A 12,311-nucleotide genomic window follows, 5' to 3' on the forward strand; every position below is an offset into this window, starting at 1 on the left:
AAATCAAATTCAAACCACGTCAACGTCGCCTTGCCGTACTCAAGTACAGCCTGCGGCTAGTTTTCTAGTTTGCTCTTTGATTTTCATTGAGTATAAATAGATAGAAAAGAAAATCTTGTACAAGTTCCTGACAATTTCTTTCTTTTAATGTATAATAGTGGAAAAGAGGTAAAACGAGGTATGGTTATGGAAGCAGTTCTTTACTCAACATTCCGAAATCATTTAAAAGACTACATGAAAAAGGTAAATGATGAATTTGAGCCTTTGACAGTGGTCAATAAAAATCCAGATGAGGACATTGTAGTTCTTTCAAAGAGCGAATGGGACAGTATTCAGGAAACACTGAGAATCGCTCAAAATAAGGAGTTATCTGACAAGGTCTTGCGAGGAATGGCTCAAGTCCGTGCTGGAAGCACTCAAGTCCATGTTATTGAGGAGTGAGGAATGCTGCTCAAGTTTACAGAAGATGCCTGGGCAGATTATTGCTACTGGCAAACTCAGGATAAGAAAACACTAAAAAGAATCAATAAACTAATCAAGGATATTCAACGTGATCCCTTTACAGGAATAGGAAAACCAGAGCCGCTCAAATATGATTACCAAGGAGCCTGGTCACGGCGTATTGACGCAGAAAATCGCTTGATTTATATGATGGATGAAGATAGCGTGGCTTTCCTGTCTTTCAAAGATTATTACTAAGTCTACTGTAAAGTAGGCTTTTTCTAAAATTTTTACTAAACTATGACTTCTAAGAAATAGAGATTGCGCTAATAAATTTTATGTAATTAAATTCCGAATTCCTCAAAACATATTCTATTTTAGGTTTGTGAAAATCACTTTTTTATGGTAGAATGTAAAAGAATGTATGTCATTCGGAATAACAATAAAATGAGGTAAAAACATGGAAATCATGTCGCTTGCGATTGCTGTTTTTGCCGTCATCATTGGTTTAGTCATTGGATATGTCAGCATCTCAGCTAAGATGAAATCATCTCAGGAAGCTGCGGAGTTGATGCTTTTAAATGCTGAACAAGAAGCAACTAATTTACGTGGACAAGCTGAGCGTGAAGCAGATTTACTTGTTAATGAAGCCAAGCGTGAAAGCAAGTCTCTTAAAAAAGAAGCACTATTGGAGGCCAAAGAAGAAGCCAGAAAATACCGTGAAGAAGTGGACGCTGAATTCAAATCAGAACGTCAAGAACTCAAACAAATCGAAAGTCGTTTGACCGAGCGAGCTACTAGCCTCGACCGTAAAGACGACAATTTGACGAGTAAAGAACAAACACTTGAACAAAAAGAACAAAGTATTTCTGATAGAGCGAAAAACCTTGATGCGCGTGAAGAGCAATTAGAGGAAGTCGAAAGACAAAAAGAAGCAGAACTAGAGCGTATTGGTGCCCTGTCTCAGGCAGAAGCACGAGATATTATCTTGGCTCAGACAGAGGAAAACTTGACCAAGGAGATTGCTAGCCGTATTCGCGAAGCTGAGCAAGAGGTCAAGGAACGTTCTGACAAAATGGCCAAGGACATCTTAGTTCAAGCTATGCAACGTATCGCTGGTGAATATGTAGCAGAGTCAACAAACTCAACGGTTCATCTGCCAGACGATACTATGAAGGGACGCATTATTGGTCGTGAAGGTCGTAACATTCGTACCTTTGAAAGTTTGACAGGGGTCGATGTGATTATCGACGATACACCAGAAGTGGTGACCTTGTCAGGATTTGATCCGATTCGTCGTGAAATTGCCCGTATGACAATGGAAATGTTGCTCAAAGATGGTCGTATCCACCCAGCTCGTATCGAAGAGTTGGTTGAGAAAAACCGTCAAGAGATTGACAATAAGATCCGTGAATACGGTGAGGCGGCAGCCTATGAGATTGGTGCGCCAAACCTTCATCCAGACTTGATGAAGATTATGGGACGTTTGCAGTTCCGTACTTCTTATGGACAAAATGTCTTGCGCCATTCGATTGAGGTTGCTAAGTTGGCTGGTATTATGGCCAGCGAACTTGGTGAGAATGCGGCTCTTGCCCGTCGTGCTGGATTCCTTCACGACATTGGTAAAGCTATTGACCGCGAGGTTGAAGGTAGCCATGTGGAAATCGGTATGGAACTGGCACGTAAGTACAAGGAACACCCAGTTGTGGTCAATACGATTGCTAGCCACCACGGTGATGTCGAAGCCGAAAGTGTCATTGCAGTGATCGTTGCTGCAGCAGACGCCTTGAGCGCGGCTCGTCCAGGTGCTCGTAGTGAGTCTCTTGAAAGCTATATCAAGCGTCTTCATGATTTGGAAGAAATTGCTAACAGCTTTGAAGGGGTACAAAATAGCTTTGCCCTTCAAGCAGGACGTGAAATCCGCATCATGGTAAATCCAGGACAAATCAAGGACGACAAAGTCACAATCTTAGCTCACAAAGTTCGTGAGAAAATTGAAAACAATCTCGATTATCCAGGAAATATCAAGGTAACCGTGATTCGCGAGCTTCGTGCAGTAGATTATGCTAAATAAATAAGAAAGAGCAGTTGAAAAATTACTGCTTTTTTGTTACACTAGATAGAAAGACTGTAAAGGATAATCTGGCTTTTTGCCATTATTCTAGAGAAATGTTATTTCACAGACTGACTAAAAGGAGACACAATGGCAGACCGAGGCTTACTAATCGTTTTTTCTGGTCCTTCAGGGGTTGGAAAAGGAACGGTTAGAAGAGAGATTTTTGAGAGTTCTGAAAACCAATTTCAATACTCTGTATCGATGACGACACGTGCACAACGTCCGGGAGAAGTGGATGGTGTTGACTATTTCTTCCGTACTCGCGAAGAGTTTGAAGAGCTGATTCGTCAAGGACAGATGTTGGAATATGCAGAATATGTTGGCAACTACTATGGAACGCCTCTGACCTACGTCAATGAAACCTTGGACAAGGGAATCGATGTTTTCCTTGAAATTGAAGTTCAGGGTGCTCTCCAGGTTAAGAAAAAGGTTCCAGATGCTGTCTTTATCTTCCTGACACCACCAGATTTGGATGAATTGCAAGATCGTTTGGTAGGACGTGGAACAGATAGTGCAGAAGTGATTGCCCAACGAATCGAAAAGGCCAAGGAAGAAATTGCCCTTATGCGTGAGTATGATTATGCGATTGTCAACGATCAGGTGCCCCTAGCTGCTGAGCGTGTCAAACGTGTGATCGAAGCAGAGCACTTCCGTGTGGATCGTGTCATTGGTCACTATCAGGAGATGTTACCAAAGTCTCCAACTACCCGATAAAATTTAGAAAATAGGTACAAGCAAATGATGTTAAAACCCTCTATTGATACCTTGCTCGACAAGGTTCCATCAAAATATTCACTCGTAATCTTGGAAGCAAAACGTGCCCACGAATTGGAAGCAGGTGCGCCAGCAACTCAAGGTTTCAAGTCTGAAAAATCAACTCTTCGCGCTTTAGAAGAAATCGAATCAGGAAACGTTACAATTCACCCAGATCCAGAAGGAAAACGTGAAGCAGTGCGTCGCCGTATCGAAGAAGAAAAACGCCGCAAAGAAGAAGAAGAAAAGAAAATCAAAGAGCAAATTGCTAAAGAAAAAGAAGATGGTGAAAAAATTTAAGGTTGGGGGGACTCAATCTTATTTTTTCTATTGCAAGAATGTACTGACAAGGAGGAGGTGAGAAGATGGCCATAGCCAAGATTATTGTAGATGTGCCCTTGATGCAGACGGACCAGCCCTATAGTTACAGGATTCCTGAGGAATTTGAGGGAATGCTGGAAGTTGGAATGAGGGTTCACGTGCCCTTTGGTAAGGGAAATCGCCTGATTCAAGGGATTGTTCTTGGTTTGGAGTCCCAATCAGACGAGGAAGAGATGGAACAAGATTTAAAAGATATAGCCGAGGTGCTGGATTTTTCTCCTGTTCTCACGCAAGAACAACTCTGGCTGGCTGAGGAGTTACGCAAGTCCGTCTTCTCATACAAAATCTCCATCCTCAAGGCCATGCTTCCAGGATTTCTGAACTCCAGCTATGACAAGATTCTCTATCCTTTGGCAGGTCTGAGTCAGGAAGACCGAGAGCGCTTGTTTGGTTCTGAAGATTCACTAGCCTTTTCTTCTCTGGATCTAGCTAAGCAAGCTGAAATGATGCGATTGACTAGAAAAGGTCTGCTTGGTCTGGAATATCAGGCAGTCGATCAAAAGAAGGTCAAAACCCAGTCTTGGTATGAGGTGAATCTTGCTCAATTAAAAAGTGTAGAGATTTCTGCACGTGCCAAGAAAAAGGTGGAATTGAGAGACTATTTACTGTCTCATCCTGAGAGTGCTTCCTTGGCTAGTTTGTTAGAATCCTACTCGCGGGAGCAAGTCAACTTCTTTGTAGAACAAGGTGCTGTGACCATAGTCCAAAAGGAAGTTCAACGCTCAGCTGCTTATTTTGAGGGCATTGAGGTAAGTCGGCCTTTGGAGTTGAATCCAGAGCAAAGGCAGGCGCGTGATGCGGTTGTCAGTGCGATTGGCAGTCATCAGCCTCCCTTCCTTCTTCAAGGGATTACAGGAAGTGGGAAGACAGAGGTTTACTTGCAGATTATCCAAGGGGCCTTGGATAAGGGCAAAACTGCTATTTTGCTTGTACCTGAGATTTCCCTGACTCCTCAGATGACGGAGCGTTTTATAGCACGTTTTGGGGACAAGGTTGCCATTCTTCACTCTGGCCTGTCCAATGGTGAAAAGTATGATGAATGGCGCAAGGTGGAACGCGGCGATGCTCAAGTTGTTGTTGGCGCCAGATCTGCCATCTTTGCTCCGCTGAAAAATTTAGGTGTTATGATTATCGATGAGGAGCACGAAGCGACTTATAAGCAAGACAGTAATCCCCGCTACCATGCTAGAGAGGTGGCTGTTTTACGGGCCCAATACAATCAAGCGGCATTGGTTCTTGGTTCCGCGACACCGAGCTTAGAAAGCCGTGCGCGAGCTGGCAAAGGCGTTTATCAACATTTACGTCTGACCCAACGCGCCAATCCTTTAGCTAGGATCCCTGAGGTTCAAGTAATTGACTTTCGAGACTATATCGGACAAAATGAGACGTCAAACTTCACGCCACCTTTGCTAGAGGCTATTCAGGACCGTCTAGCTAAAAAAGAGCAGGTGGTTCTTATGCTCAATCGTCGTGGTTATTCTAGCTTTGTCATGTGTCGGGAGTGTGGGACCGTGGATACTTGTCCCAACTGTGACATTTCCTTGACCTTGCACATGGATACCAAGACCATGAACTGCCATTATTGTGGCTTTTCGAAGGATATTCCTCAGGTCTGTCCTAACTGTAAGAGCCGAAGTATTCGTTACTATGGGACAGGGACACAAAAGGCTTATGATGAGCTGGCAGAACTCTTTCCGCAGGCGCGCATTTTGCGGATGGATGTGGACACGACTCGTAAGAAAGGTAGTCACCAAGCTCTGCTTGACCAGTTTGGGCGAGGAGAAGCAGATATTTTACTAGGTACTCAGATGATTGCCAAGGGATTGGATTTTCCCAATGTGACTTTGGTCGGAGTGCTCAATGCGGATACGGCTTTGAATTTGCCTGACTTCCGTTCTTCTGAGAGAACCTTCCAACTTTTGACTCAGGTTGCAGGCCGGGCAGGTCGTGCTGAAAAAGCTGGGCAGGTCTTGATTCAGTCTTACAATCCTCAGCACTACGCTATTCGATTTGCCAAGGATCAGGATTACGAAGGTTTTTATGCCTATGAAATGGGTATCAGACGACAACTTGGTTATCCACCTTACTATTTCACCATTGGCATTACCCTTTCTCACAAGAAGGAAGAAGAGGTGGTCAAACGTGCTTATGAAGTTATGAACATTTTGCGGTCAGGATTGTCAGAGACCAGTAACATTCTTGGGCCGACGCCCAAACCCATTGCCCGTACCCACAACCTCTATCATTACCAGATTTTAATTAAATACCGTTTAGAAGATGAGCTGGGGCCGACCCTCAACCAGGTCTTGGCCTTGACTCAAGAACGTGAAAATAGTGAGCTCCGTCTTAGTATTGACCATGAGCCACAGCAATTTTTATAAGAAGGAGAAGATATGACAAAATTAATCTTTATGGGGACACCCGACTTTTCAGCAACAGTTTTAAAAGGGCTTTTGACAGATGACCGTTACGAAATTCTAGCCGTTGTGACCCAGCCAGACCGTGCTGTCGGACGTAAAAAAGTGATCCAGGAGACCCCAGTTAAACAAGCTGCCAAAGAGGCAGGACTTCCTATCTACCAACCTGAAAAATTATCTGGAAGTCCAGAGATGGAAGATATTATGAAGCTAGGAGCAGATGGAATTGTGACTGCTGCTTTTGGGCAGTTTCTCCCAAGTAAACTCCTTGATAGCATGGACTTTGCGGTTAATGTTCACGCCTCCCTTCTTCCAAAACACCGTGGTGGAGCGCCAATCCATTATGCCTTGATTCAAGGAGATGAGGAAGCTGGTGTGACCATTATGGAAATGGTCAAGGAAATGGATGCAGGAGATATGATTTCTCGTCGTAGTATTCCAATCACGGATGGGGACAATGTCGGCACCTTGTTTGAGAAATTAGCGCTAGTTGGTCGTGATTTGCTTTTGGATACTTTGCCTGCCTACATTGCTGGTGACATCAAACCTGAACCACAGGATCCAAGTCAGGTTACTTTCTCGCCAAATATCAAGCCAGAAGAAGAAAAACTAGATTGGACTAAGACCAATCGTCAACTTTTCAACCAAATCCGTGGGATGAACCCGTGGCCTGTTGCCCATACTTTCCTTAAGGGTGACCGCTTTAAGATTTATGAAGCCCTACCAGTAGAAGGTCAGGGAAATCCAGGTGAGATTCTCTCTATCGGCAAGAAAGAATTGGTTGTCGCAACAGCAGAAGGAGCTCTATCCCTCAAACAAGTGCAGCCAGCTGGTAAACCTAAGATGGACATTGCTTCCTTCCTCAATGGAGTTGGACGGACATTGACTGTAGGAGAACGATTTGGTGACTAAAGTAGAAACGGCTAGAAGTATAGCCCTAGCAGTGCTAGAGGATGTTTTTATCAATCAAGCATACTCAAATATCGCCTTAAATAAGCACCTCAAGGGTAGTCAACTTTCTGTAGCAGATAAGGGCTTGGTGACAGAGATTGTCTACGGAACGGTAGCCCGCAAACTCACCTTAGAATGGTATCTATCCCACTTTATCGAAGACAGAGACCAGTTAGACAGCTGGCTTTATGTTCTGCTTCTTATGAGTACCTACCAGCTCCTCTATTTGGACAAGATTCCAGACCATGCTGTGGTCAATGAAGCAGTAGAATTGGCCAAAGTTCGTAAAAAAGGCAGTGAAAAATTAGTCAACGCCGTCCTTCGTCGTATTCTGCGTGAAGGCTGGCCAGATATTGCCAGCATCAAGCGAAAAAACAAGCGTGATTCCATTGCCTATTCTCTCCCAGTTTGGCTAGTTGCCAAGCTCAAGGAAGAATACGGAGAAGAGCGAGCACAAGCTATTTTTGAAAGTCTTTTGGTGCGTAACAAGGCCAGCATTCGTGTAACGGACCTAGGACGAAAAGAAGAAATCCAAGTCTTGTTGGAGGCCAGTGATTCATCCTTGTCTCCCTCTGGTCTTGTGAAGGAGCAGGGGCATTTTGCAGGCCATGATTTGTTTGCGGATGGAGCCATTACCATCCAAGACGAGTCTAGTCAGCTGGTTGCTCCGACGCTTGATTTACAAGGTGATGAGCAGGTTCTAGATGCCTGTGCGGCTCCGGGTGGAAAAACAGCCCATATAGCTTCTTATCTCACGACAGGTCAGGTTACGGCTTTGGACTTGTACGACCACAAGTTGGACTTAATTCAAGAAAATGCCCAACGTTTAGGAGTTGCAGATCGAGTTCAAACGCAAAAATTAGATGCCAGAAAGGTGCATGAGTTTTTTGGTCAGGATTCATTTGATAAGATTTTGGTGGATGCTCCCTGTTCAGGAATCGGTCTTCTGCGCCGTAAACCAGACATTAAATACAATAAAGAAACGGCAGATTTCGCGTCCTTGCAGGAAATTCAGCTAGAAATATTAGGTAGTGTTTGTCAAACACTACGCAAAGGTGGTATAATAACTTATAGTACCTGTACTATTGTCTCAGAGGAGAACTTTCAAGTCGTACAGGCATTTTTAGAAAGTCATCCTGAATTTGAGCAGGTAACACTAGAACATGAATGTAAGGATATCATGAAAGATGGCTGTATCCTCATCACACCTGAATTGTATGGAAGTGATGGATTCTTCATCAGTCAATTTCGCAAGATATCGGATTAGGAAGGAACTAACACATGGAAATTTCATTATTAACAGATGTTGGTCAGAAACGAACAAATAACCAAGACTATGTCAACCACTATGTCAATAGAGCTGGACGTACCATGATTATCCTAGCTGATGGTATGGGAGGTCATCGCGCAGGGAATATCGCTAGTGAGATGGCGGTAACAGACCTGGGTGTAGCTTGGGTTGATACACAAATCGATACGGTTAATGAAGTGCGTGAATGGTTTGCGAACAACCTTGAGATTGAAAATCAAAGGATTAACCAATTGGGACAAACTGAAGCCTATAAAGGAATGGGAACAACCCTTGAGGCTGTAGCCATTATTGATAATCAGGCTATTTATGCTCACATCGGAGATTCTCGTATCGGTTTGATTCGTGGAGAAGAATACCACCAGTTAACGAGCGACCATTCTTTGGTCAATGAATTGCTTAAGGCAGGTCAATTGACGCCAGAAGAAGCTGCTAGCCATCCACAGAAAAATATTATTACTCAATCTATTGGTCAAAAAGATGAAATTCAGCCTGATTTTGGAATAATCACCCTTGAGCCTGGGGACTATCTCTTACTCAATAGCGATGGTTTGACAAATATGATTTCAGGAAGTGAGATTTCTGATATTGTAACCAGCGATATTTCTTTGGAAGATAAGGCAGCAACCTTGATCCGTTTTGCCAACAATGCAGGTGGTTTAGATAACATCACAGTTGCCCTTATTGCTGTTAATGAGGAGGAAACAGAATGATCCAAATCGGCAAGATTTTTGCCGGGCGGTATCGGATTCTCAAACAGATTGGCCGAGGAGGCATGGCAGATGTTTACTTGGCTAAAGATTTGATTCTAGATGGGGAAGAAGTGGCGGTAAAGGTCCTGAGGACCAACTACCAGACAGACCCGATTGCTGTGGCTCGTTTTCAGCGGGAAGCGAGAGCCATGGCAGATTTGGACCATCCTCATATCGTTCGGATTACAGATATCGGTGAAGAAGAGGGACAACAGTATCTCGCAATGGAATATGTTGCTGGGTTAGATCTCAAACGCTATATCAAGGAACATCACCCTCTTTCAAATGAAGAAGCGATTCGAATCATGGGACAAATCCTTCTGGCTATGCGCTTAGCCCATACTCGAGGGATTGTTCACAGGGATTTGAAACCGCAAAATATCCTTTTGACCCCAGATGGGACTGCCAAAGTTACAGACTTTGGGATCGCAGTAGCCTTTGCAGAGACAAGTCTGACTCAGACCAACTCAATGCTAGGTTCCGTTCATTATTTGTCTCCAGAGCAGGCGCGTGGTTCTAAAGCAACTGTGCAGAGTGATATCTATGCCATGGGGATTATTTTCTATGAGATGCTGACAGGTCATATTCCTTACGATGGGGATAGCGCAGTGACCATCGCCCTCCAGCATTTCCAGAAACCATTGCCATCGGTTATAGCTGAAAATCCATCTGTGCCTCAGGCTTTAGAAAATGTTGTTATTAAGGCAACTGCCAAGAAATTGACAGATCGCTACAAATCAGTCGCTGAAATGTATGTGGATTTGTCGAGTAGTTTGTCTAATAATCGTCGTAATGAACCAAAGCTAGTCTTTGACGATGCAACTAAGGCAGATACTAAAACTCTTCCTAAAGTTCCACAAAGTACTCTGACTTCTATTCCTAAAGCTCCGGTACAAGAGGGAAGACCTCAATCTAAGCCCCAGCCTCATCAGACAGAAAAACCAGTACCTAGTCCAAAGCCAACCAAACGGCGTCGCCTGAAAGCACGTTATCCAATTTTATTGGCGACCTTCTTGTTAGTTGTGGCATCCTTGGTATGGATTTTATATAGAACGCCCGCTACCATTGCCGTTCCAAAGGTGGCAGGTCAGACGGTTGCTGAGGCTAAAGAAGCGCTTAAGAAAGCCAATTTTGAGGTTGGTGAAGAAAAAACAGAGGCTAGTGATAAGGTTGAAGAAGGTCGTGTTATTCGTACCGATCCTGACGCCGGTACGACACGCAAAGAAGGAACAAAAATTAATTTGATTGTGTCTTCTGGTCAGCAGTCTTTCCAACTCGGAAATTATCTTGGAAGAAAATCTAGTGATGTAGTGGCAGAGTTGAAAGGTAAGAAGGTTCCAGAAAATCTAATTAAGATTGAGGAAGAAGAATCCAACGAAATCGAAGCTGGTACAATCATGAAACAAAGTTTACCGGAGGGAACAACCTATGATCTTAGCAAGGCAACTCAAATAGTTCTGACTGTTGCTAAAAAAGTGAATTCTATTTCAATGCCAAGTTATATTGGTTCAACTCGAGAATTTGCAGTTAATAATCTTACAGAGATATATGGAATTAAAAAAGCTAATATCGAAGTTGTAGAAGTGTCTACTGCTCCTGAAGGAACAGGTGAGGAGACTGTTGTAGAGCAAAGTCCAAAACCGGGTGGAAAAATTGATTTAGCCAGCACACGTATTAAAATTTCGATTTATAAACCCAAAACACCACCATCAAGTTCCTCTTCAACGTCAGTTCCACGTGGTAACCAAGGTTCACCTACTACTCCAAATCAAGGGAATCAACAAGGTGGCCAGCAAGGAAATCAACAAGGAACGGTTCCTACTCCGACTCAACCAAATAGTGAAGGAAACCACGAAAATTCTCGTGATTAAACGAATCTTTGTCATGATTTCATGGCAAAGATTTTTTTTGAGTCCGGATTTGTGATAGAATAGAAAGAGTTGATAAAAGGAGGAAAGCATGGAAGAATCAAGAGAATTAAATGCCGTCATCGATGTGATTATGTTAGCTGGAACCATTCTTCTCAAAAGTGGCTCAGAGATTCATCGTGTAGAAGATACCATGATCCGTATTGCGCATTCGCAGGGGATTGTGGATTGCAATGTTCTTGCCATGCCAGCCGCTATCTTTTTCTCCATTGAAAATACCAATATTTCACGAATGAAACGCGTGACTTCCTCTTCTTATAACATCGAAAAAGTCTGCGATGTGAATCAGATTTCTCGTCAGTTGGTCGGGGGGCAGATTGATTTAGAGACAGCCTTCAAGCAATTGACGGCCTTGCAAGCTCAACCCCTTCCTTATACTAAGTTGCAGGTAACTTTGGCTGCGACCTTTAGTGCTCCTTTCTTTTCAATTATGTTTAGTGGAAATATCTACGACGCACTTGGGGCAGGAGTGGCTACCTTATTTGGTTTTGCCTTTTCCCTCTATGTGGAGAAGTTTATCCGAATTCCCTTTGTAACGGCCTTTGCTGGAGCCTTTGTCTTTGGGATGATTGCCCAGTTTTGGGCTCGCTACACAGGTTTTCCCTCAACAGCAGATTTGATTATAGCTGGTGCGGTCATGCCGTTTGTACCAGGGATTGCCTTGACCAATGCGGTTCGTGATATTATGACCAACCACATAAACTCTGGTATGAGTAAGATGTTTGAATCCCTGCTCATTACCCTTGCTTTAGGGGCGGGAACTTCTGTCGCCTTGGTATTGATGAATTAATATGACACTAACAACCTTTTTATTACAAGCAGTAGCAAGTCTTCTTGCTATAATCACTTTTTTAATCGTACTCAATGTTCAACGTTCTATGCTCTTACCAGGAGGAATTTTGGGCATGGCTGTCTGGCTAATTTATCTACTGCTCAAGGAACCGACCAATGTTATTTTGGCTACTTTTATTGCAGCCATTATCGGTTCTTGTGTCAGCCAGATTTTAAGTATTCTTTATAAGACACCTGCTGTGGTCTTTATCTTGGCCATCTTAGCACCTCTGGTTCCGGGTTATCTTTCTTATCGAACAACTGCCTTTTTTGTGACGGGAGATTACAGTCACGCCATTGCCAGTGCTACTTTGGTTGTTATGTTGGCTTTGGTGATTTCCATTGGAATGGCTAGTGGAACAGTGATTCTCAGACTTTATTCTCACTTACGAAAACAGCATAATAGTTAGACTACTAAGCGAATTGATTTGG

At 43.4% G+C, this 12,311-nt stretch carries 12 protein-coding genes; all 12 read left to right on the top strand.

From position 1 onward, the window contains the following. The first annotated feature begins 186 nt into the window (after window positions 1-186). The gene (locus ADH52_RS09395; RefSeq protein WP_000388572.1) at window positions 187-441 is read left to right on the top strand and encodes a type II toxin-antitoxin system Phd/YefM family antitoxin; all 255 of its coding nucleotides are present in this window, start codon (window positions 187-189) and stop codon (window positions 439-441) included. Between the two features lie 3 nt (window positions 442-444). Next, window positions 445-699, top strand: coding sequence for a Txe/YoeB family addiction module toxin (locus ADH52_RS09400; protein WP_049488390.1), 255 nt, complete (start codon window positions 445-447; stop codon window positions 697-699). Window positions 700-901: 202 nt separating this feature from the next. After that, a complete protein-coding gene (locus ADH52_RS09405; protein WP_049488388.1) occupies window positions 902-2,515 on the top strand; it encodes a ribonuclease Y in 1,614 nt (537 codons plus the stop codon). Between the two features lie 129 nt (window positions 2,516-2,644). After that, on the top strand, window positions 2,645-3,271 hold the full coding sequence (gmk, locus tag ADH52_RS09410) for a guanylate kinase (protein WP_000775041.1): 627 nt from the start codon (window positions 2,645-2,647) through the stop codon (window positions 3,269-3,271). 24 nt (window positions 3,272-3,295) lie between these two features. Continuing rightward, window positions 3,296-3,610: a DNA-directed RNA polymerase subunit omega gene (gene rpoZ, locus ADH52_RS09415; protein ID WP_000979235.1), complete on the top strand. Its 315-nt coding sequence runs from the start codon at window positions 3,296-3,298 to the stop codon at window positions 3,608-3,610. A gap of 65 nt (window positions 3,611-3,675) precedes the next feature. Then, window positions 3,676-6,072 (top strand): primosomal protein N', encoded by a 2,397-nt coding sequence (locus ADH52_RS09420; RefSeq protein ID WP_049511026.1) that lies wholly within the window; start codon window positions 3,676-3,678, stop codon window positions 6,070-6,072. A 12-nt stretch (window positions 6,073-6,084) separates the two neighbouring features. Then, window positions 6,085-7,020 carry a methionyl-tRNA formyltransferase gene (gene fmt, locus ADH52_RS09425; RefSeq protein ID WP_049511027.1) on the top strand — a complete coding sequence of 312 codons (936 nt, stop codon included), beginning with the start codon at window positions 6,085-6,087 and terminating at the stop codon, window positions 7,018-7,020. After that, window positions 7,013-8,326, top strand: coding sequence for a 16S rRNA (cytosine(967)-C(5))-methyltransferase RsmB (gene rsmB, locus ADH52_RS09430; RefSeq protein ID WP_049511050.1), 1,314 nt, complete (start codon window positions 7,013-7,015; stop codon window positions 8,324-8,326). Before fmt ends, rsmB begins: the two co-directional genes overlap by 8 nt. Window positions 8,327-8,340: 14 nt before the next feature. Beyond that, a complete protein-coding gene (locus tag ADH52_RS09435; protein ID WP_049511028.1) occupies window positions 8,341-9,081 on the top strand; it encodes a Stp1/IreP family PP2C-type Ser/Thr phosphatase in 741 nt (246 codons plus the stop codon). After that, window positions 9,078-10,991: a Stk1 family PASTA domain-containing Ser/Thr kinase gene (pknB, locus tag ADH52_RS09440; RefSeq protein ID WP_049511029.1), complete on the top strand. Its 1,914-nt coding sequence runs from the start codon at window positions 9,078-9,080 to the stop codon at window positions 10,989-10,991. Before ADH52_RS09435 ends, pknB begins: the two co-directional genes overlap by 4 nt. Before the next feature lie 88 nt (window positions 10,992-11,079). Next, window positions 11,080-11,838 (top strand): threonine/serine exporter family protein, encoded by a 759-nt coding sequence (locus tag ADH52_RS09445; RefSeq protein ID WP_023946522.1) that lies wholly within the window; start codon window positions 11,080-11,082, stop codon window positions 11,836-11,838. A 1-nt stretch (window position 11,839) separates the two neighbouring features. After that, window positions 11,840-12,289, top strand: a complete 450-nt coding sequence (locus ADH52_RS09450; protein ID WP_049511030.1) for a threonine/serine exporter family protein — start codon at window positions 11,840-11,842, stop codon at window positions 12,287-12,289. Window positions 12,290-12,311 lie beyond the last annotated feature (22 nt).

The organism is Streptococcus pseudopneumoniae (assembly GCF_001072665.1).
Taxonomy (GTDB): Bacteria; Bacillota; Bacilli; order Lactobacillales; family Streptococcaceae; genus Streptococcus; species Streptococcus pseudopneumoniae_S.

What these genes read in the sequence shown, in the direction of transcription:
- ADH52_RS09395 (WP_000388572.1), top strand. Translation starts at nt 187, where the DNA reads ATGGAAGCAGTTCTTTACTCAACATTCCGAAATCATTTAAAAGACTAC.
- ADH52_RS09400 (WP_049488390.1), top strand. Translation starts at nt 445, where the DNA reads ATGCTGCTCAAGTTTACAGAAGATGCCTGGGCAGATTATTGCTACTGG.
- ADH52_RS09405 (WP_049488388.1), top strand. Translation starts at nt 902, where the DNA reads ATGGAAATCATGTCGCTTGCGATTGCTGTTTTTGCCGTCATCATTGGT.
- gmk (WP_000775041.1), top strand. Translation starts at nt 2,645, where the DNA reads ATGGCAGACCGAGGCTTACTAATCGTTTTTTCTGGTCCTTCAGGGGTT.
- rpoZ (WP_000979235.1), top strand. Translation starts at nt 3,296, where the DNA reads ATGATGTTAAAACCCTCTATTGATACCTTGCTCGACAAGGTTCCATCA.
- ADH52_RS09420 (WP_049511026.1), top strand. Translation starts at nt 3,676, where the DNA reads ATGGCCATAGCCAAGATTATTGTAGATGTGCCCTTGATGCAGACGGAC.
- fmt (WP_049511027.1), top strand. Translation starts at nt 6,085, where the DNA reads ATGACAAAATTAATCTTTATGGGGACACCCGACTTTTCAGCAACAGTT.
- ADH52_RS09435 (WP_049511028.1), top strand. Translation starts at nt 8,341, where the DNA reads ATGGAAATTTCATTATTAACAGATGTTGGTCAGAAACGAACAAATAAC.
- pknB (WP_049511029.1), top strand. Translation starts at nt 9,078, where the DNA reads ATGATCCAAATCGGCAAGATTTTTGCCGGGCGGTATCGGATTCTCAAA.
- ADH52_RS09445 (WP_023946522.1), top strand. Translation starts at nt 11,080, where the DNA reads ATGGAAGAATCAAGAGAATTAAATGCCGTCATCGATGTGATTATGTTA.
- ADH52_RS09450 (WP_049511030.1), top strand. Translation starts at nt 11,840, where the DNA reads ATGACACTAACAACCTTTTTATTACAAGCAGTAGCAAGTCTTCTTGCT.